The following is a 20690-nucleotide window of genomic DNA, read 5'->3' as shown; positions in this document are numbered from 1 at the left end:
TGTTTTTGGCAGCCATACCTTTTTGGTTTTGAGCGACCCCCATCCGGGGCCAAGAGCAAACGTATTTTTTTGAGCGCTGATGTAGCTCCGATCTTGCGATTCAACCCGTGCGGTAGCTACCTGAGGGTAGTTTTATTGTTCTCTGCCCGGTCGAGAGGCCTGAGCCTCACAAAGCGATCCACTCCAAAAAAATCAGTTAGCTGCGTCTCTTCCGTCTTGTTCTTGTTATGTCAGAGCCGATACGTCTTGTTTTTATTGGGTTACTGCGATTTTTTATTTTTGTTGTACGTAAGACATAGCAGAAGCCATGCCAAGTTTCGTCAATGCTTTGAAAAGCCCGGAAACCGTGGCCTTCAGAAAAACCCCAAATTTAGCTTCACGCTGAAATCATCACCGGGTGTTTCCGTGTTACCCGTTTCCATCGCTTCAATGCCGGTCAGGGTAACACTGTGTGACAACTTGTCGCACATCAGGCCGACAAACGTGCCCTCGCCACCCGAGAGCCGTTCGCCTTGCCCAGCACGTCACTGATGCGCTGACCGGCTGCAATCAGTTTGTCGAGGTTGATACCTGTGTCGATGCCCAGCCCGTTGAGCATGTACACCACGTCTTCCGTCGCCACATTGCCCGTGGCCCCTTTGGCGTAAGGGCAGCCGCCCAGGCCCGCCACCGAGCTGTCGAACACCTGAATCCCCTCCAACAGGCTGGCGTAGATATTCGCCAGCGCCTGCCCGTAGGTGTCATGGAAATGTCCGGCCAGTTTGCCGCGAGGGATGTTGGCGGCGACGGCGTCGATCAATTCGCGGGTCGCGCCGGGTGTACCGGTGCCGATGGTGTCGCCCAGTGACACTTCGTAACAACCCATGCCGAACAGTTCGTTGGCCACTGCCGCCACCTGTTTCGGCGGCACGGTGCCTTCGTATGGGCAGCCCAGCACACAGGACACATAGCCCCGCACGCGAATACCGTGCAATCGCGCTGCTTCCATGATCGGCAGGAAACGGTCGAGGCTTTCGCTGATCGAGCAGTTGATGTTGCGCTGCGAGAAGGCCTCGGAAGCCGCCGCGAACACCGCGACTTCCTTGACACCCGCCGCCAGCGCGTCCTCGAAACCGCGAAAGTTGGGGGCGAGGGCGGCGTAGGTCACGTCGTCCTTGCGCTGGATGCCTGCGAACACTTCCGCCGATCCCGCCATTTGTGGCACCCACTTGGGCGACACGAAACTGCCGACTTCTATATAGCCAAGCCCGGCGTCGGAAAGATCGTCCACCAGCCGGATCTTGTCGGCAACGTCGATGGGGCGCGCCTCGTTTTGCAGGCCGTCACGGGGGCCGACTTCGACCAGACGTACGCGTTGGGGCAGCGACATGGCAAATTCATCCTCACTGTCAGCATCAGGTTTATGCGCTATTCATTTGTTATTTAACGGTATTTTTCAGCGCTTCTTTGCAGCGCTCTTCGGCGGTGTCCAGTTCCAGCTGCATCTGCTGGATGTCGAGCAACTGCTGATCGAGTTGGGCGCGACGCTCGGCGATCTTCTGCAGCATGGTGGTCAGTTGCTTTTGATTGTCGCCACTGGGGTCGTATAAGCCGATCAAGTCCCGGCATTCGGCCAGGGAAAACCCGATGCGCTTGCCCCTCAAAATCAGCTTCAGCGTGACCTTGTCCCTCGCTGAATAAATGCGCTCCAGCCCACGGCGTTCGGGGCTTAGCATGCCTTGTTCTTCATAAAAGCGAATGGTGCGGGTGGTAATGTCCAGCTCGCGAGCGAGGTCGGAAATGCTGTAAGTCGGGTGGTTCATGGCGGGGCTCGAACGAGGGAAGCGTTCGGCTAACGTACGGCGACCTTGACGTAAACGTCAAGGTGCCAGGTGGAATGCGTGTGAAGTGCATGTTCACGGCGCCAGGGTTTTCCATAGCTCAAATCGATGATCAACTTGAGGTTAAGTGGATAACCTATTGATTCATCGCTACTTAACTGCAACCTCAAGCTCTTTCTCAAGTTTGCGTTCCTGCGCAATCACCAGCTGACACAACTCAATGATCTGCTCCCGCATCCAACGGTTCGCCGGGTCTTGATCGGTGCTTTCGTGCCAGTACAAGTGGGTCTCCACGCTTGGCACATCGTTCACCGGGAGGTGAACGAAATGCAGGTCGTTACGCCGGGCGAAGCGTTCTGGCACGGTCATGACCATGTCGGTCTGGTGCAGCACCTGTGATGCCATCAAATAATGCTGCGACCGCAGGGCGATCTTGCGCTGGATGCCCATTTTGCCCAGCGCCAGATCGACGTAGCCCAACCCGCTGCGGCGACTGGAGATGTGGATGTGCGCCACCGACAGATAGTCGTCCAACGTTATCGAGCCTTTGTTCGCCAGCGGATGCCCTTTGCGCATGGCGCAGACGTAGTTGTCTTCCATCAGCTTGACGTGGCGCACCTGCGGGTCGGTGTTCAACGGCGCGTCTACGGCGAAATCCAGCCGACCCGCCGCCAGTTCCTTGGTGGTCTCCCGGCGCTTGGACAGAAAGCTTTCGATGGTGACCGCCGGGGCAAGGCGGCGCAGCCGCTGAAACAGCGCGGGCAGAATGATCGCTTCCGTGAGGTCGGTCATGCTGATGCGGTAGTTCTTGTTCGCCTGCAGCGGGTTGAAAATCCGGCTCTCCTGCACCGACACCCGGAGCAGCGACAGCGCATTACGCACCGGCCCAATGATGTTCTGGGCCATCGGCGTTGGCACCATGCCTTGGGCGGTGCGCACGAACAGCGGATCGTTGAAGGTCTCGCGAAGACGGGCCAAGGCATTGGACACAGCTGGCTGGGTGATGCCGACGATCTGACCGGCGCGGGTCAGGTTGGCCTCGGTGTAGATGGCGTCAAAGACAATAAAGAGGTTGAGATCGACCTTGCTCAGATTCATTGCGATGCGCCTCACGCTGTTGTTGTAGTTGGGACTTTCGTGCCGAAACGCGCCGATCATATATCAGTGATGAATGTTTATACACGCCGAGAATAGGTTAGATAAATGGAGGGGCCTGATCTAGCATCGCTTCCATGTCTTGAAACACCTCATCAGAAGGTAGCTGCCCATGGATTTCGCTTACTCCCCCAAGGTCCAGGAATTGCGCGAGCGCGTCACGGCGTTCATGGACGCCTACGTCTACCCGGCCGAGCCTGTGTTTGAGCGCCAGGTCTCGGAAGGGGACCGCTGGCAGCCGACCGCGATCATGGAAGAACTGAAAGCCAAGGCCAAAGCCGAAGGGCTGTGGAATTTGTTTCTGCCCGAATCCGAATTGGGCGCTGGCCTGACCAACCTGGAATACGCGCCCTTGGCGGAAATCATGGGCCGTTCGTTGCTGGGGCCGGAGCCGTTCAACTGCTCGGCGCCGGACACCGGCAACATGGAAGTGCTGGTGCGTTACGCCAGCGACGCGCAAAAGCAGCAGTGGCTCGAACCGCTGCTGCGGGGCGAAATCCGCTCGGCCTTTGCGATGACCGAACCTGACGTGGCCTCGTCCGATGCCACCAACATGGCCGCCCGTGCCGTGCGCGATGGCGACGAGTGGGTCATCAATGGCCGCAAATGGTGGACATCCGGTGCCTGCGATCCGCGCTGCAAAATCATGATTTTCATGGGCTTGAGCAACCCGGACGGCCCTCGTCATCAACAACATTCAATGATCCTGGTGCCGACGGATGCACCGGGGGTGAAGATCGTGCGTCCGCTGCCGGTCTTCGGCTACGACGATGCACCCCATGGCCATGCCGAGGTGCTGTTCGAGAACGTCCGCGTGCCGTACGAGAACGTCCTGTTGGGTGAAGGGCGCGGCTTCGAGATCGCTCAGGGTCGCCTTGGTCCGGGCCGGATTCACCACTGCATGCGTTCGATCGGCATGGCGGAGCGGGCGTTGGAACTGATGTGCAAACGCTCGGTGCAGCGCACGGCGTTCGGTCGGCCGCTTGCACGTCTGGGCGGTAACGTCGACAAAATCGCCGACTCGCGCATGGAAATCGACATGGCGCGGCTGCTGACCCTCAAAGCCGCGTACATGATGGATACGGTCGGCAACAAGGTGGCCAAGAGCGAAATCGCGCAGATCAAGGTCGTGGCGCCGAACGTTGCGCTGCGGGTAATCGACCGCGCCATCCAGATTCACGGCGGAGCAGGGGTTTCGGGCGACTTCCCGCTGGCTTACATGTATGCGATGCAACGTACCCTGCGCCTGGCGGACGGGCCGGACGAAGTCCACCGTGCGGCGATTGGGAAGTTTGAGATTGGCAAATACGTGCCGAAAGAGATGATGCGCAGCGAGCACCGTTGATTCGATTTTGCGCAAAATCACAGAGCCGGGTTTCAGGCAGTGAAAGGTCATTGCCTGAACCGGCTTTTCGCGAATGAATTCGCTCCCACAGTAGTCCTGCGTCGCCGCGAATGATCCGCCTGACGCTGATCCCACAGAAACCTTGTGTTGCCGCAGAATTTCGTTCTAACGCAGACTCCACTGTGGGAGCGAATTCATTCGCGAATCGGTGGTAAGGGCAATGCACATGCCGCGACTTGCGCATGTCCTATTGAACCCACACCTCAACCCGACGATTCTTGATCCTGCCCTCGTCGGCATCGTTGGCCGCCACGGGCATTTCATCGCCGAAACCGCGCACATCACGCAAGATCACATCGCCTTTCAGCAATTCCCGGCGCACCGCCATCGCCCGCAGTTTCGACAAGAGCTGCGCCCGTGCCGGGTCGCTTTTAGCATCGCCAAACCCTACCAGCGTGACGCTCTGGTTCAGCTTGTCATGGGTTTTCAGAAAATCGACCACCCGCCGGATGTCGCGCCGGGCCTTGGTGTCCAGCGTGGCGCTGCCCTGGGCGAAGCGGAAATTCACCGACAGCCGCTCGGCCTCACGGGTGAGGTTCTGGTATTCGGCGGGCATCTCCGAGGTGGCCCGGACTTTGACAGCCTGGACGGTCTGCGCCACAAAACCATTCTGCGCCACGATGGACTGGCCTTGCGGGCTTTGGGCGAACCGCACCAGCGCCTTGGCCCAGCGCTGGTTCGATTGCGGCGGCAGGTAGAAGTACAGGCGACGAGACAGCGGGTAATCTTCGGTCGCGATGAGGCTGATGGTCGGCAGCATGGGTTTGGATTCGCCGTCGATAATCGCCACCGCACGGCTTTGGCGGACATAGGGCAGACCAATGAAGCCGATGCCGTGGCGGTCCTGGCTGACTTCATCGGACAACGCTTCGCTGGATTCGAAGCGTTTCGCGTCCGGGGCCAACTTCTTGCCCGATTTGGCCAGCACCAACTCATTGAAGGTGTCGAACGTCCCGGATTGCTGGTCTCGCGCATAGAGATGAATGGGGCCACCGGTGCCGCCGAGTGCTTCCCAGTCGCGGATTTCCCCGGAAAACACTTTGGCCAGTTGCGTGATGCTCAGCTCCCGGATCGGGTTGGCGGGGTGCAGGATCACCGCCACGCCGTCGACGGCAATGACCTGTTCGGCCTCGTGCCCGCGCAGGTCGCCGAGCGTCGCGAGGTCGTTCACTTCGCTGTTCTTGATCGGGCGCGAGGAGGCGGCGAGATCCGCCTGGCCGGTTTTCAACGCCGCGAAACCTGTGCTCGAACCGTGAGCGGCGATGTCGATGCTGACGGCTTGCCCTGACGGCATTTGCCCGACGACCCGCATTTCATTGGGCTGCACGCCGGGTTGCAGCTGAATGCCGTGGGCGCCTTGCTGATCGAGCAACCCTGCGACCAGTGCAGGCCCCAGTTGCGCGCCGATGGTGTTCGAGCCCTGAAGGCGCAGCACAGGCGAGCCATCCCCCGGGACGGGAAGCGGAGCGGCGGCGTACGCTGACAGCGGTAGCAGGCAGATAAAAAAGAAAGAAAAGAACAGGCGAGTGCGCGACATGTGCGGCAACTTCTTATGGCCGAAAGTGGCCGGAGAATAAGACAGATGCGTTGCTGTAATGTGACAAGTCTTAGGCCACGCCTTTTACAACACCGCCTGCCAGCGGTGGCGACGTTCGAAACGCCACCGCTGGCCGGGTGGGCCGGACGGTTACAACTGCCTTACCGCCTCGGGAATCAGCTCAACTCCAGCCAGATCGGCGCGTGATCCGACGGTTTTTCCATCCCGCGCAGGTCGTAATCCACACCAGCGGCCTTGATTCGCGGTTGCAGGCCATGGGAAGCGAGGATCAGGTCGATGCGCAGCCCACGCTTCGGCTCGTCCTCAAAACCACGGCTGCGGTAGTCGAACCAACTGAACTGATCGACCACTTCCGGGTACAGGTGGCGGAAGCTGTCCACCAGGCCCCAGTTCTTCAACTTGGCCATCCACTCACGCTCTTCTGGCAGGAAGCTGCATTTTCCGGTTTTCAGCCAGCGCTTGGCGTTGTCCGGGCCGATGCCGATGTCGCTGTCTTCCGGCGAAATGTTCACGTCGCCCATCACCACCAACGGCTGATCATTGCTGAAACGGGTTTCCAACAGTTGTTGGAGGTCGGCGTAAAACTTGGTCTTGGCCGGGAATTTGGTCGGGTGATCGCGGCTTTCGCCCTGTGGGAAATAGCCGTTCATGATCGTCACCGGCAGGCCGTTGCGATCAGCGAAAGTGCCCCAGATGAAGCGACGCTGAGCCTCTTCGTCGTCGGTGTCGAAGCCTTTGTGCAGGACCAGTGGCGCCTGACGGGACAGCAGGGCGACTCCGTAATGGCCCTTCTGCCCGTGGAAGTGCACGTGGTAGCCCAGCGCCTCGATTTCAGCCTGAGGAAACTGGTCGTCGGAGACCTTGGTTTCCTGCAGGCCGATCACGTCAGGCTGGTGCTTTTCAATCAATGCCGCCAGTTGATGCGGGCGTGCGCGCAGGCCGTTGATGTTGAAAGACACAATTTTCATAGACGGCAGTCCTGGCAAAAATCAAACAGCGATGCTAGCCGACCTGCTCAGCGACGGCCAGCATCGCCGCACAAACTCGCGATCAGGCAGGGCTGCTACGCTGTGGGAAACGCCTGAAAAACTCGCCGGAACTGTCGACAACGGCCAGGACTCGAAACCCTGACACCACGAATCCGGCCCCACGCGTCGGGTCGTCATCGAAAGGGACACGATTACATGCCTGAACCTGCGAACGCTTCGCCTGACATCCGCCAACTGGACAGCGGTTATTCACGAGAGTCCCGCTCGCTGCTGTACCAGGCCTATCGCCACGAACCCAGCTTTGCCTACCTCTTTGAATCCGGGCGTTCCGGTTATGAACAGCGGGTGCGCGCGACCATTCGTGAATTGGTCAAACAACACTTTCTGCAAGACATGCCCGCGCTGGGGCTTTTCGTCCAGGACCGGTTGGTGGGGGTTGCCCTCATCGCACCGCCGCAGCGCCGTCTGGGCATCACTGAGAGCTGGGCCTGGCGACTGCGTATGGTCATGGGTACCGGTTTGCGGTGTACACAGCGGTATCTGGAGTATTACCAGGCGGTGCTCGCGTGCTTGCCGTCCGATGCCGTGCACGTGTTGCCCTTGTTCGCAGTGCACCCGGATTTTCAGGGCCAGCACTACGGTGAACAGCTATTGCAAGCACTGCATGACTGGTGCGCCGTCGATGAAAACTCTCAGGGCATCGTCCTCGACACCGGAAACGGCCACTATCTCGACTTCTATAAAAGACAGGGCTACGAGGAAATCGGCGAAGTTGCTGTAGGACCTATCCGCGAACACGTGTTTTTTCACCCGAACCCTCAGGTTTCAATGGGTTCGAGGGTGTGACGTCGGGTTTCTTCTCCCTTTTTGCGGGTTCCAGCAGCCCCCGCCGCTCGTGTTAGCATCCGCGCCTATGAAGTTTCCTGTTCGATTCACCAGTGGTTTTCTCCTGATGTTTTCCAGTTGCGCCGCGTTCGCCGACGCGCAACTGGAGGTGCGGATCAAACCTGCCAATTCAGAACTCAAGTCCAACATCGAGGGGTACGTGGGCAGCCTCGGCGAGCGTGACGAGCAGGCCCTCGAACGGTTCAGCGTCGGCGCCGTCGAACAGGCGCAAAAAGCGGCGCAAGCCCTCGGCTACTATCAGGCGCAGATCGACAGCGAGATCAAACACACTGACAAAGACCTGCACCTGGTCCTGAACGTGCAGCCCGGCGAGCCCGTGCACCTGCGCAACGTCACGGTGCGGATCGAAGGCCCCGCGAGTCAACTCAAGGCGTTCAAGGTGCCGAAGAGCGACGCGCTCAAGCCGGGCGCTGCCCTCAACCACGGCTATTACGAAGACGCCAAGAAACTCATCCAGAATCAGGCCGCCCGCTACGGTTTTTTCAATGGACGTTTTGTGACCCAACGGCTGTCGGTCGACCCCCGCGCGGGCGTGGCTGACATCGAACTGGTCTACGACAGTGGCCCGCGTTTCATGCTGGGCAAGGTCACGTTCAGTGGCGACGCGCCGTTCGACGAAGACCTGCTGCGGCGCATGGTCCCGTTCAAGGAGGACACCCCCTACGATTCCGAGCTGATCGCCGACCTCAACCAGGCGATGCAGTCCAGTGGCTATTTCGAAGGCGTGCGCGTGGACGCCTCGCCCACGGCCGCACAGGCGCAGACCATCCCGGTGGACGTGCAACTGCAAACCCGCAAGCCCCGGACCATGGGCCTTGGCGTTGGTTACTCCACGGACGTGGGGCCACGGGTCAAAGCCAACTGGACGCGGCACTGGGTCAACACCGAAGGTCACAGCTACGGCATCGAGTCCGAGCTGTCGGCGCCCCGGCAGAACGTCGGGCTGTTCTACGACATCCCGCTCGACCCACCCCTGACCGACAAATTGCGCTTTGCCGGTGGCTATCAGTATGAAGAAATCGCTGACACCGACAGCCTGAGCAAATTGCTCACCGTCGGGCCGGAGTGGCACAGCAAGCTGCCGAGCGGGTGGGAGCGAGTCATTTCCCTCAAATGGCAGCGCGAAGAATATCGACTTGGCAATGACGAAGGCATCAGCACCTTATTGATGCCCGGCATCAGCTATTCCTACCTGCGCAGCGACAACCGCATCGACCCCCACAACGGCTATCGCCTGCAATTCGAAACTGAAGTCGCGAAAGAGGGGCTGGGGTCGGACGCCAACGTGGTGCACGGCACGGCGCTGGTCAAGGGCCTGACCACTGTGGCGCAGAACCACCGGTTCCTCGGGCGCCTCCAAGTGGGCGGTACGGCCACCAACGGCTACAAATCCATTCCGCCGTCGCTGCGTTTCTTTGCCGGGGGCGACCAAAGCGTGCGCGGTTACGACTACCAGTCGCTGTCGCCGGAAAACGACGAGGGCGACAAGATCGGCGGGCGCTACATGATCGCGGGCAGTGCCGAGTATCAGTATTCGATTGCCGAGAAATGGCGCGTCGCGGCGTTCGTCGATCAGGGCAACTCGTTCAACTCGCTGGACCTTCCGAGCCTGAAAACCGGTGTCGGCATCGGCATACGCTGGGTCTCGCCGGTCGGCCCGCTGCGCCTGGACCTGGCACACGCACTGGATGACGACGGCGGCATTCGTCTGCACTTCTCGATGGGACCTGAACTGTGACGAAAGCGGCACTGTTTAAACGGGTCGCGCTGTATGGCGCGATCACTGTGTTGGGCGTCGTGGTGTTGATCGGCGCAAGCGTGGGCTTGATTCTCGGCACCGAAACCGGCAGCCGTTGGGCGCTGGGCCAAGTGCCCGGTTTGCAGTTGAACAACTTCTCTGGCCGGCTTGGTGGCCAATGGCAGGCGGATTCGCTGGTCTGGCAACAGGGTGAGAGCACAGTCGAGGTGGACGCGCCGGTGTTCGCCTGGTCGCCAGGCTGCCTGACCCGCATGACCCTGTGCATCGACACGTTGCAAACCGGCGATGTCCGTTTGCACTTTCCTCCTTCAGGCGCTGAACCTGGCAACGGCCCGATCACCTTGCCGGACCTCAAGTTGCCGCTCGCCCTTGAACTGGGACAGGTGCACGTGGGCAGCGTGCACCTTGACGGCCTGGAACAGGTACGCGACGTGCAGCTCGCGGCGCACTGGACGGCCGAGGGGTTGAAGATTGATTCAGTCCATGCCCAACGTGACGACATCGTCCTCGACCTCACCGGCCTGCTCAACCCCACGGCCGACTGGCCGTTGACCGCCGAGGGGCAGGTCAAACTGCCGGACGTGAGCGGTCAGCCGCTTTCGCTGACGCTGAACGTGAATGGCGATCTGCTGAAGACAGTGAACCTCAACGCCCAGACCCATGGCTACATCGACGCCAGACTGGTCGGCCAGCTGCAACCGCTGGTGGACAACCTGCCTGCCGACGTCGCCATTACCAGCGACGCCTTCAAGCCCAGCGCCGACCTGCCTGACATGCTGCAACTCAATGGCCTGAGCCTGAACGCCAAAGGCGATCTGGCCCAAGGCTACGCAATCTTAGGCAACGCGACGCTACCAGCAGAGCAGGGCCCCGTGGCGCTGGCGTTGCAAGGGCGTGTGGACGCCAAAGGCGCGGACATCGACGCGCTGGACCTGACTGCCAGCCCGACCCAGCACTTCAAGGCGAGCGGCAAGGTTGACTGGCAGAAGGGCGTGAATGCCGATGCGAAAATCGACTGGCTGGATTTCCCGTGGCATCGCTTGTACCCGGTCATCGACGAACCGCAGGTCAGCGTTCACACCTTCACCGGAGAAGTCTCCTACACCGATGGCAAATACCTCGGCAATTTCGCAGGGGCGTTCAAAGGCCCGGCGGGGCCGTTCACATTGGGCAGCCCGTTCAGTGGCGACCTGAAACAGATTTTCCTGCCGCAAGTCGAACTGGTGGCCGGGCAGGGCAAGGCCAGTGGTCATGTCAACGTCGGTTTCGCCGACGGCGTGTCGTGGGACACCGCGCTTGACCTCAGCGCCCTCGACCCGTCGTTCTGGGTCGGCGAGTTGCCCGGTTCGCTGGCCGGTCCGCTGCGCAGCAAAGGCGCCTTCAAGAACGATCAGCTCAACCTGAACGCCGACCTGGACCTGAAAGGCCGCCTGCGTGGACAGCCTGCCGTTCTGCAAGCCAAGGCCGACGGCGCCGGTGACAAGTGGACGGTCAGCGCGCTGGACATTCGGCTGGGGGACAACCGCATACAGGGCACCGGCAGCCTGCAACAGAAGTTGACAGCGCAGCTCGACATGAGCCTGCCCCGACTCGGTCAACTGTGGCCGCGCTTGCAGGGACAGGCCAAGGGCCGTCTGGATCTGGCGGGCACGCTGCAGGCCCCGCAAGGTCAGTTGGCGCTGCAAGGCACGCAGTTGGCGTATGACACTCACAAGCTGCAAACCCTGACCCTGGCCGCCAAGCTCGACGGCGCGCAGCGGGCGAACATCGACCTGAAAACCACCGGCATCCAGACCGGTGACACCGCGCTGGGCACATTGACCCTGAACGGGCAGGGCGACATCAAGCGACAGCAGCTCAAGCTTGACCTGCAAGGCCCTCTGCTCAAGCTGGCCCTTGCCCTCGACGGCACCCTTGACAAAGGCAACTGGCGCGGGCGGCTGGCCAGCGGCGACATCCAGACCGGCGGCCAGGACTGGAAGCTGCAACAACCGGCGAAGCTGGAGCGGCTGGCGGACGGCAAGATCAACTTCGGCGCCCACTGCTGGATGTCCGGGCCTGCGAGCCTGTGTGGCGAGGACCAACGCCTGATGCCTGATCCGCGCCTGCGTTACCACCTCAAGCAATTCCCGCTGGAAAGCCTCGCGCAATGGCTGCCCAAGGATTTCGCCTGGAAGGGTTCGCTCAACGCCGACGTGCAACTGGACGTTCCGGCATCGGGCCCGAACGGCCAGATCGTGATCGACGCCAGCGGCGGCACGTTGCGCGTGAAAGACAAAAACCAGTGGCTGGATTTTCCGTATCAGGCGTTGAAACTCACCAGCAGCCTGACACCGAAAAAGGTCGACACTCGCCTTGATTTTCGGGGCGGCAAGCTGGGAGAGCTGCTCGCCAGTTTGAGCATCGATCCTCTGGGCAAGAACAAGCCCGTCAGTGGCGACTTCACCCTGAGCGGGCTGGACGTGTCGGTGGCCAGACCCTTCGTGCCGATGATCGAGAAGCTCAACGGCAAGCTCAACGGCAATGGACGCATCACCGGCAGTCTCTTGGCGCCGCAGGTCAACGGCAACGTCACCTTGAGCGACGGCGAAGTGTCCGGACCGGAACTGCCCGTCAGCCTGGAGAAACTCAATGTTCAGGCGCTGATTGCGGGCGAGAACGTGCAACTGAAGGGCAGCTGGAACAGCGGCCCGACCGGGCAGGGCAGCATTGGCGGACACATCGGCTGGGCGGAGGCGCTGAATGTCGATGTCAGCCTGCAAGGTTCGCATTTGCCGATCACGGTCGAGCCTTATGCCAAGCTCGAAGCCGCGCCCGACTTGAAGATCACCCTGCAAGGGGATCGACTGGCGGTGTCCGGCAAGGTGCTGATCCCCAAAGGCGAGATCACGGTGCGCCAGTTGCCGCCGTCCACGGTCAAGGTCTCCGACGACACGGTGATCGTCGGTGCGCAGACCAAGGAGGGCAAACCGCCGATGGCCATTGCCATGGACGTCAACGTCGAGGTGGGGCAAGAGAAGCTGAGCTTCACCGGCTTTGGGCTGACAGCCAATCTGGCAGGGCACGTGCACATCGGCGACAATCTCGACACCCGGGGGGAACTGAACCTGAACGACGGCCGCTACCGCGCGTACGGCCAGCGCCTGACCATCCGCAAGGCGCGGCTGCTGTTTGCGGGCCCGGTGGACCAGCCGTATCTGGACATCGAAGCGATTCGTCAGACCGATGACGTGATTGCGGGCATTCGCCTCACCGGCAGCGCCGAACAGCCGACGACCACGGTGTTTTCGGAACCGGCGATGAGTCAGGAACAGGCGTTGTCGTACCTGGTGCTGGGCCGTCCGCTGAGCACCAACGGCGAAGACAGCAACATGATGGCCCAGGCCGCGTTGGCCCTGGGCTTGGCAGGCGGGTCGTCCACGGCGGGGAAACTGGCGTCAGGGCTGGGCATCCAGGACTTCGACCTCGACACCTCCGGCAGCGGCGACAAAACGTCCGTCGTCGCCAGCGGCAAGATCACCGACAAACTGAGCTTGCGGTATGGCGTAGGGGTGTTCGAACCGGCGAATACCATCGCGTTACGGTATTTGCTGAGCAAGAAGGTGTATTTGGAAGCGGCAAGCGGCGTGGCGAGTTCGCTGGATATTTTCTACAAACGGGATTTCTGAGTGTCAGCAAGCCTGTAGGAGTGATCTTCCCCGCGATTACGTTTCGCCAGACACCACAATAGGTGCCTGGCACACCGCCATCGCGAGCAAGCTCACTCTTACAGGTGCTCACTGCTAGCCATTCACCAACTTCATCGCCGCTTCCGGATACCGCCCACCGGACACCGCTTCCACCGTGAACAAATCCTTCAGCGCCTGCAACTCACCGGCGCTAAGCTTCACGTCCAGCGCTGCTGCGTTTTCTTCCAGGTATTTACGCTGCTTGGTCCCTGGGATCGGGATCACGTCGTTGCCCTGGGCCAGCACCCAAGCCAATGCCAGTTGCCCCGCACTGATGCCTTTGTCCGCCGCCAGTTGCTGGACCTTTTCCACCAACCGAAGGTTTTTCGCAAAGTTCTCGCCCTGAAAACGCGGGCTGCTGCGGCGGTAGTCGTCGGCCGCGAAGTCGTCGGGGCTTTTCAGGGTGCCGGTGAGGAAGCCACGGCCCAACGGGCTGTAGGGCACGAACGCGATGCCCAGTTTGCGACAGGTTTCCAGCACGCCGTTTTCTTCCGGCTCCCGGCTCCATAGCGAGTATTCGGTCTGCAGGGCGGCAATCGGATGGACCTTGTGCGCGCGTTCCAGCGTGGCCGCCGACGCTTCGCTCAGCCCCAGGTAACGGACTTTACCGGCCTTGACCAGCTCGGCCATGGCGCCCACCGATTCTTCGATGGCAATCTTCGGATCGATCCGGTGCTGGTAGTACAAATCCAGCGTGTCGATCTTCAATCGCTTTAACGTGCCATCGATGGCGTTGCGAATGTATTCCGGGCTGCCGTCGACGCCACGGGCACCGGCATCGCCGGGGGTGCGCACGATGCCGAACTTGCTGGCGATGAACGCCTGATCCCGCTTGCCGACCAGTGCCTTGCCCAGCAATTCTTCGTTGGTGTGTGGGCCATACATGTCGGCGGTGTCGAACAGCGTGACCTCCAGTTCCAGCGCGCGGTGAATCGTCGCAATGGCTTCCTGTGTGTCGCCGCCGGTGGTGTAGAAATCGGTCATGCCCATGCAGCCCAGCCCGACGGCCGATACCTGAGGTCCGTTTTTGCCCAGTTGACGCGTTTGCATGCTGCGTTCCTTTTGAATGTCGAACGGTTTCAAGACTCACCCATGGTGCCCCTCGACAGAGGCGGGATAAACCGGCTAAAAGTGCTTTCACTGTTGGCTTTTTCTAAACAATCCCTGACCGCCGGAGCCACGATGGACCGTTTCAATGCCATGCGCGCGTTCACCCGCATTGTCGACCTGGGCGGTTTTGGCAAGGCTGCCGACAGCCTGCACATGCCTCGGGCGTCAGTGACGATCTTGATCAAACAGCTCGAAGCGCACCTTGGCGTGCAGTTGCTTCGGCGCACCACCCGGCAAGTCACGCCAACGCCCGACGGGCAGGCGTATTACGAGCGCTGCGTCAGCCTGCTCAATGACCTGGACGACACCGAGTCGATCTTTTCCTCCAGCGCCAAAGCCCCGGAAGGCGTGCTGCGGGTGGACATGCCGTCGGGCGTGGGGCGGCTGATCCTCATGCCTGCGCTGCCAGCCTTTACGGAGCGTTATCCCGGTCTGGAAATGGAGGTGGGCATGAGCGACCGCCCGGTGGACCTGATCCGCGACGGCGTCGATTGCGTGATCCGTGGCGGGCAGGCGCTGGACCATTCGCTGGTGGCGCGCCCGTTGGCGCAGATGCGGCAGGTGGTGTGCGCCAGCCCGGCGTACCTGGAACGTCACGGCACGCCGCTGACCCTGGAGGACCTGAAGCGGCACAAGGTCATCGAATATTTTTCCGCGACATCGAGTAAACGCTATGGGCTCGAATTCGTCATTGACGGCAGGGATCAGGAGCTAAGCTTGCCCAAAACCCTGGCGACCAATAGCGCCGACGGCTATCTGGCGGCGTGCGCGGCGGGCTACGGTCTGGTGCAGACGCCCTGGTATCACGCCGCCGAGGCCTTGCAGCGCGGCGAAGTGGTCGAAGTGTTGAGCGATCATCCTCAGCCCCGATTGCCCCTCACCGCGCTGTACCCGGCGCACCGCCAGATGTCGCGGCGGGTGAGGGTGTTCGTCGACTGGATGGTCGAATTGTGTGCCACGCCGGGCCTGCTGGACAAACCCGCGGACTGACCGTGCCCGACACCTCAATCGGCAACATTTTCGTGTATACCGGTAGGTCGCTAACCGGTTTCGTGGTTAACTTCCGGTCTTGTCGTACACCGAACCTGCCACCTCAGAATAAGGACTCAGCTCATGGCTCAAGTGACTCGTAGAGGCTCCCCGGTACAAATCAGCGGCGAACTGCCAAAAGTCGGCAGCAAGGCCCCGGCCTTCAAACTGGTCGGCGCCGACCTGTCTGACGTCACCCTGGACACCTTTGCCGGCAAGCGCAAAGTGCTGAACATCTTCCCAAGCGTCGACACCCCGACCTGCGCCACCTCGGTGCGCAAATTCAACGCCCAGGCCAATGACCTGAACAATGCCGTCGTGCTGTGCATTTCGGCTGACCTGCCGTTCGCTCAGGCCCGTTTCTGCGGCGCCGAAGGCCTGGAAAACGTGAAAAACCTGTCCACCATGCGCGGCGCCGAGTTCCTGGAGGACTACGGCGTGGCCATCGCTGACGGCCCAATGGTCGGCCTGACCACCCGTGCGGTCGTGGTGCTGGACGAAAACAACACCGTCCTGCACAGCGAACTGGTGCCGGAAATCGGTCAGGAGCCGAACTACGACGCGGCGCTGTCCGTTCTCAAGTAACACGCTGCCAGGTACTGCCGGACCGTTACCGGTAATACTTCGCAACACAAGACGGCCTGACTCGATCAGGCCGTTTTCATTTGCAGTTCAGCACGTTAGCCACGTAAGCGTTGGGTAAATTGCCGGTAAAGGCCCTTTGCTTGGCACCTAACTATGCTTATTGTTCAGCCTCCCGCGCACTCTGGTCTTTTTATTCATGCAATCGTCCGCTCCTCGCAGTTCCCGTCGCTGGCTGATCAGCCTGTTGGTCTTAGTGATTGTTGCCGCCGTTTGCTGGCATTTCTGGCCCGGCTCGGCAGCCAAGACCGACGCGACGGCGCAAAAGAGCGAACAGGCCCACAGAGGCTCGGGTCGTAGCGGCACGGGCAAGACCGGCGCGCCACGGCCTGGCTTCGGCGGTTCCACCGGACCGGTGCCGGTACGGGTGGCAGCGGCAAGCACCGGTGATTTCCCGATCTATTACAAGGCGCTGGGCACCGTCACCGCGCTCAACACGATCAACGTCCGCAGCCGGGTGGCGGGTGAACTGATGAAGATCAACTTCCAGGAAGGCCAGCAAGTCAAGGCCGGTGATTTGCTCGCGGTCATCGACCCACGCAGCTACCAGATCGCCCTTCAGCAGGCCGAAGGCACGCTGATGCAGAATCAGGCGCTGTTGAAAAACGCGCAGATCGACGTCCAGCGGTATCGCGACCTCTATAAAGAAGACAGCATCGCCAAGCAGACGCTGGACACCGCCGAGTCCCAGGTGGGCCAATACTTGGGCACCATCAAGACCAATCAGGCGGCGGTCGGCGACGCGAAACTCAACCTCGACTTCACCCAGATCCGTGCACCGATCTCCGGCCGCATCGGCCTGCGCCAACTGGACGTCGGCAACCTGGTGGCGGCCAACGACACCACGGCACTCGCTGTGATCACCCAGACCAAGCCGATCTCCGTCAATTTCACCCTGCCGGAAAAAGACCTGCCGGACGTGATCAGCCATTACCGCACCGGTGAAAAACTGCTGGTCGAAGCGTGGGACCGGGGTGACGTGAAATTGCAGGCCAAGGGTTTTCTGGCGAGCATCGATAACCAGATCGACATCACCACCGGCACCTTGAAGTTCAAGGCCCGCTTCGATAACGACAACGAAGCGCTGTTCCCCAATCAGTTCGTCAACGCCCGCCTGCTGGCCACCACCCTGAAAAATGTCGTGCTGGTCCCGTCGGCGGCGGTGCAGTTCGGGGTCAACGGCACCTTCGTCTACGTCATGGACGGCGACAAGAAAGTCCGCATCCGTCCGCTGAAAACCGGGCCGAGCGATGAAAACGCCACCGTGATCACAGAAGGCCTGGCCGCAGGCGACCGCGTGGTGCTGGAAGGCACCGACCGCCTGAAAGACGGCAGTACGGTGGAAGTGGTCAACGACAGCAAGGACGTGCCGGTGACGCCGGGCGAAAAACTGCAAGGGCAACCGTCCAAGGAGTCCGGTGAATCGGCCAGCGCCGACGCCGCGAAAAAAGGCAACGTATGAACCTGTCCCGCCTGTTCATCCTCAGGCCCGTCGCCACGACGCTGAGCATGCTGGCCATCGTGTTGGCCGGTCTGATCGCGTACACGCTATTGCCGGTGTCGGCGCTGCCGCAGGTGGATTACCCGACCATTCGCGTCATGACGCTGTACCCCGGCGCCAGCCCGCAGGTGATGACCAGTGCCGTGACGGCGCCGCTGGAGCGCCAGTTCGGCCAGATGCCGGGCCTGACGCAAATGGCCTCTACCAGTTCCGGCGGCGCGTCGGTGATCACCCTGCGTTTCAGTCTCGACATCAACATGGACGTCGCCGAGCAGGAAGTGCAGGCCGCGATCAACGGCGCAACCAACCTGCTGCCCAATGATCTGCCCGCGCCGCCGACCTACAACAAGGTCAACCCGGCGGACACCCCGGTGCTGACCCTGGCGATCACCTCGAAAACCATGCTGCTGCCCAAGCTCAACGACCTGGTCGACACGCGCATGGCGCAGAAAATCTCGCAGATCAGCGGCGTGGGCATGGTCACCATCGCGGGCGGTCAGCGCCAGGCCGTGCGGATCAAGGTCAACCCGGATGCGCTGGCCGCCAATGGCCTGAACCTGTCGGACGTGCGTACGCTGGTCAGCGCCTCCAACGTCAACACCCCCAAGGGTAACTTTGACGGTCCGACCCGGGTGTCGATGCTCGACGCCAACGACCAGCTCAAGTCTCCCGAGGAGTACGCCAACCTGATCCTCGCCTATAGCAACGGCGGGCCGCTGCGTCTGAAAGACGTGGCGCAGATTGTCGACGGCGCCGAAAACGAACGCCTCGCCGCGTGGGCCAATGAGAACCAGGCCGTGCTGCTGAACATCCAGCGTCAGCCGGGGGCCAACGTCATCGAGGTGGTGGACCGGATCAAGGCGCTGTTGCCGAGCATCACCAACAACCTGCCGGCCGGTCTGGAAGTGGTGGTATTGACCGACCGCACCCAGACCATCCGCGCTTCGGTGAGCGACGTGCAGCACGAATTGCTCGTGTCCATCGCGCTGGTGGTACTGGTGACGTTCCTGTTCCTGCGCCGTTTCAGCGCGACGATCATTCCGTCGGTGGCCGTGCCGCTGTCGCTGATCGGCACCTTTGGTGTGATGTACCTTGCAGGCTTTTCCGTCAACAACCTGACCCTGATGGCCATGACCATCGCCACCGGTTTCGTGGTGGACGACGCCATCGTCATGCTGGAAAACATTTCCCGGCACCTGGAGGAGGGCGAGACTCCCTTGCAGGCGGCGCTCAAGGGCGCGAAGCAGATCGGCTTCACGTTGGTGTCGCTGACCGTCTCGCTGATTGCCGTGCTGATTCCGCTGCTGTTCATGGCGGACGTGGTGGGACGGCTGTTCCGCGAGTTCGCCATCACCCTGGCCGTGGCGATCCTGATTTCGCTGGTGGTGTCCCTGACCCTGACGCCGATGATGTGTGCCCGCTTGCTCAAGCGTGAACCGAAGGAAGAAGAGCAGGGCCGTTTCTACCGCGCCAGCGGCGTGTGGATCGATTGGCTGGTGGAGGCCTACGGCCGCAAGTTGCAATGGGTGCTCAAACACCAGCCCATCACCTTGCTGATCGCCATCGCCACCCTCGGCGTCACCGTGCTGCTGTACCTGGCCGTGCCCAAGGGCTTTTTCCCGGTCCAGGACACCGGCGTGATTCAGGGCATTTCCGAGGCGCCGCAGTCGGTGTCGTTTGCGGCCATGAGTGAGCGACAGCAGGCGCTGGCGAAGATCGTCCTGCAAGACCCGGCCGTGGCCAGCCTGTCGTCCTACATCGGCGTGGACGGCGACAATGCCACGCTGAACAGCGGGCGCATGCTGATCAACCTAAAGCCACACGCCGAACGCAGTGAATCTGCAACCGAGGTGATTCAGCGTCTGCAACCGGAAGTGGATCAGCTCTCAGACATCCGCCTGTTCATGCAGCCGGTGCAGGACCTGACCATCGAAGACCGCGTCAGCCGCACGCAATACCAGTTCAGCATGTCCTCGCCGGACGCCGAACTGTTGAGCCTGTGGAGCGGCAAGCTGGTCGAGGCGCTGGCCGAACGCCCTGAACTCACCGACGTCGCTAGCGACCTTCAGGACAAAGGCTTGCAGGTGTACCTCAACATCGACCGCGATGCAGCGAGTCGCTTGGGCGTGACCGTCTCGACCATCACCGACGCGCTGTATGACGCCTTCGGGCAGCGGCAGATTTCCACCATTTACACCCAGGCCAGCCAGTACCGCGTGGTGCTGCAAGCGGCGGCAGGCAGCGAACTGGGGCCGAAGGCGCTGGAGCAGATTCACGTCAAGACCACCGACGGTGGCCAGGTCAAACTGTCCAGTCTGGCGAAAGTGGAACAGCGTCAGGCGCAGTTGGCCATCGCCCACATCGGCCAGTTCCCGGCGGTGATGATGTCGTTCAACCTTGCCCCCGGCGTGGCGCTGGGCAAGGCCGTGGAAGTGATTCAGCAGGTGCAGAAGGACATCGGCATGCCGATTGGCGTGCAGACCGAATTCCAGGGCGCCGCCGAAGCGTTCCAGGCCTCGCTCTCCAGCACGTTGCTGTTGGTGCTGGCCGCCGTGGTGACCATGTACATCGTGCTGGGCGTGCTCTACGAGAGTTACATCCATCCGATCACCATCCTCTCGACCCTGCCGTCGGCGGCCATCGGCGCCTTGCTGGCGTTGATCCTCAGCGGCAACGACCTGGGCATGATCGCGATCATCGGCATCATTCTGCTGATCGGCATCGTCAAGAAGAACGCGATCATGATGATCGACTTCGCCCTCGACGCCGAGCGCAACCGGGGCATCGACCCGCAGACCGCGATCTACGAAGCGGCGTTGCTGCGCTTCCGGCCAATCCTGATGACCACGTTGGCCGCGCTGTTCGGCGCCATCCCCTTGATGTTCGCCACCGGCTCGGGTGCGGAGTTGCGCCAACCGCTGGGGCTGGTGATGGTCGGCGGCCTGCTGGTCAGCCAGGTCCTGACCCTCTTCACCACGCCGGTCATCTATCTGTATTTCGATCGCTTGGGGGGCCGGTTTCGTCGGTCGAGTAAGACTGAGGAGGCGGTATGACCGGCAGCTTCGAGCTTCGAGCTGCAAGCTGCAAG

At 61.3% G+C, this 20690-nt stretch carries 14 protein-coding genes; 8 read left to right on the top strand and 6 right to left on the bottom strand.

The genetic code is table 11. The annotated features are described in order from the left end of the window. Positions 1-469 precede the first annotated feature (469 nt). The 3 genes from ACWKWE_RS04600 to ACWKWE_RS04590 form a co-directional block, all read right to left on the bottom strand. A complete protein-coding gene (locus ACWKWE_RS04600) occupies positions 470-1369 on the bottom strand; it encodes a hydroxymethylglutaryl-CoA lyase (protein ID WP_483849808.1) in 900 nt (299 codons plus the stop codon). 49 nt (positions 1370-1418) lie between these two features. Continuing rightward, entirely contained in the window at positions 1419-1802 is a 384-nt protein-coding gene (locus tag ACWKWE_RS04595; protein WP_483849807.1) for a MerR family transcriptional regulator, read from the bottom strand. Between the two features lie 168 nt (positions 1803-1970). Then, entirely contained in the window at positions 1971-2918 is a 948-nt protein-coding gene (locus ACWKWE_RS04590) for a LysR family transcriptional regulator (protein WP_166594608.1), read from the bottom strand. Between the two features lie 169 nt (positions 2919-3087). Here ACWKWE_RS04590 and ACWKWE_RS04585 point away from each other — a divergent pair, with 169 nt between their 5' ends. Beyond that, positions 3088-4320 carry an acyl-CoA dehydrogenase gene (locus ACWKWE_RS04585; RefSeq protein ID WP_166594607.1) on the top strand — a complete coding sequence of 411 codons (1233 nt, stop codon included), beginning with the start codon at positions 3088-3090 and terminating at the stop codon, positions 4318-4320. A gap of 247 nt (positions 4321-4567) precedes the next feature. On the opposite strand, the gene ACWKWE_RS04580 is transcribed toward ACWKWE_RS04585, so the two are convergent. Further along, positions 4568-5917, bottom strand: coding sequence for a substrate-binding domain-containing protein (locus ACWKWE_RS04580; RefSeq protein ID WP_483849806.1), 1350 nt, complete (start codon positions 5915-5917; stop codon positions 4568-4570). A 176-nt stretch (positions 5918-6093) separates the two neighbouring features. Next, positions 6094-6906, bottom strand: coding sequence for an exodeoxyribonuclease III (gene xthA, locus ACWKWE_RS04575; protein WP_401143711.1), 813 nt, complete (start codon positions 6904-6906; stop codon positions 6094-6096). A 216-nt stretch (positions 6907-7122) separates the two neighbouring features. On the opposite strand from xthA, the gene ACWKWE_RS04570 reads away from it, so the two are divergent. The 3 genes from ACWKWE_RS04570 to ACWKWE_RS04560 all read left to right on the top strand — a co-directional run bounded on the left by ACWKWE_RS04570 (position 7123) and on the right by ACWKWE_RS04560 (position 13260). Further along, positions 7123-7773, top strand: a complete 651-nt coding sequence (locus ACWKWE_RS04570) for a GNAT family N-acetyltransferase (RefSeq protein WP_483849805.1) — start codon at positions 7123-7125, stop codon at positions 7771-7773. 67 nt (positions 7774-7840) lie between these two features. Beyond that, positions 7841-9571, top strand: a complete 1731-nt coding sequence (locus ACWKWE_RS04565) for an autotransporter assembly complex protein TamA (protein WP_483849804.1) — start codon at positions 7841-7843, stop codon at positions 9569-9571. A 29-nt stretch (positions 9572-9600) separates the two neighbouring features. Continuing rightward, positions 9601-13260: a translocation/assembly module TamB domain-containing protein gene (locus ACWKWE_RS04560; protein ID WP_483849984.1), complete on the top strand. Its 3660-nt coding sequence runs from the start codon at positions 9601-9603 to the stop codon at positions 13258-13260. Between the two features lie 114 nt (positions 13261-13374). On the opposite strand, the gene ACWKWE_RS04555 is transcribed toward ACWKWE_RS04560, so the two are convergent. Next, complete coding sequence (locus ACWKWE_RS04555) at positions 13375-14370, bottom strand: aldo/keto reductase (RefSeq protein ID WP_483849803.1); 996 nt, start codon at positions 14368-14370, stop codon at positions 13375-13377. Between the two features lie 132 nt (positions 14371-14502). Here ACWKWE_RS04555 and ACWKWE_RS04550 point away from each other — a divergent pair, with 132 nt between their 5' ends. From ACWKWE_RS04550 to ACWKWE_RS04535, 4 genes are all read left to right on the top strand, one after another. After that, entirely contained in the window at positions 14503-15420 is a 918-nt protein-coding gene (locus ACWKWE_RS04550; RefSeq protein ID WP_483849802.1) for a LysR family transcriptional regulator, read from the top strand. Positions 15421-15543: 123 nt separating this feature from the next. After that, positions 15544-16044 (top strand): thiol peroxidase, encoded by a 501-nt coding sequence (gene tpx / locus ACWKWE_RS04545; RefSeq protein ID WP_483849801.1) that lies wholly within the window; start codon positions 15544-15546, stop codon positions 16042-16044. Between the two features lie 196 nt (positions 16045-16240). Continuing rightward, positions 16241-17563 (top strand): MdtA/MuxA family multidrug efflux RND transporter periplasmic adaptor subunit, encoded by a 1323-nt coding sequence (locus ACWKWE_RS04540; RefSeq protein ID WP_483849800.1) that lies wholly within the window; start codon positions 16241-16243, stop codon positions 17561-17563. Next, on the top strand, positions 17560-20655 hold the full coding sequence (locus ACWKWE_RS04535; RefSeq protein ID WP_483849799.1) for an MdtB/MuxB family multidrug efflux RND transporter permease subunit: 3096 nt from the start codon (positions 17560-17562) through the stop codon (positions 20653-20655). The genes ACWKWE_RS04540 and ACWKWE_RS04535 overlap by 4 nt, the downstream gene beginning before the upstream one ends. Positions 20656-20690 lie beyond the last annotated feature (35 nt).

It is taken from the genome of Pseudomonas salicis, from assembly GCF_057128705.1.
Note: the sequence above shows the minus strand (reverse complement) of the source record. Positions and strands in the feature narration are given on the sequence as shown.

Coding starts and splice junctions, on each gene's coding strand:
- ACWKWE_RS04600 (WP_483849808.1), bottom strand. CDS start 1,369: ATGTCGCTGCCCCAACGCGTACGTCTGGTCGAAGTCGGCCCCCGTGAC.
- ACWKWE_RS04595 (WP_483849807.1), bottom strand. CDS start 1,802: ATGAACCACCCGACTTACAGCATTTCCGACCTCGCTCGCGAGCTGGAC.
- ACWKWE_RS04590 (WP_166594608.1), bottom strand. CDS start 2,918: ATGAATCTGAGCAAGGTCGATCTCAACCTCTTTATTGTCTTTGACGCC.
- ACWKWE_RS04585 (WP_166594607.1), top strand. CDS start 3,088: ATGGATTTCGCTTACTCCCCCAAGGTCCAGGAATTGCGCGAGCGCGTC.
- ACWKWE_RS04580 (WP_483849806.1), bottom strand. CDS start 5,917: ATGTCGCGCACTCGCCTGTTCTTTTCTTTCTTTTTTATCTGCCTGCTA.
- xthA (WP_401143711.1), bottom strand. CDS start 6,906: ATGAAAATTGTGTCTTTCAACATCAACGGCCTGCGCGCACGCCCGCAT.
- ACWKWE_RS04570 (WP_483849805.1), top strand. CDS start 7,123: ATGCCTGAACCTGCGAACGCTTCGCCTGACATCCGCCAACTGGACAGC.
- ACWKWE_RS04565 (WP_483849804.1), top strand. CDS start 7,841: ATGAAGTTTCCTGTTCGATTCACCAGTGGTTTTCTCCTGATGTTTTCC.
- ACWKWE_RS04555 (WP_483849803.1), bottom strand. CDS start 14,370: ATGCAAACGCGTCAACTGGGCAAAAACGGACCTCAGGTATCGGCCGTC.
- ACWKWE_RS04550 (WP_483849802.1), top strand. CDS start 14,503: ATGGACCGTTTCAATGCCATGCGCGCGTTCACCCGCATTGTCGACCTG.
- tpx (WP_483849801.1), top strand. CDS start 15,544: ATGGCTCAAGTGACTCGTAGAGGCTCCCCGGTACAAATCAGCGGCGAA.
- ACWKWE_RS04540 (WP_483849800.1), top strand. CDS start 16,241: ATGCAATCGTCCGCTCCTCGCAGTTCCCGTCGCTGGCTGATCAGCCTG.
- ACWKWE_RS04535 (WP_483849799.1), top strand. CDS start 17,560: ATGAACCTGTCCCGCCTGTTCATCCTCAGGCCCGTCGCCACGACGCTG.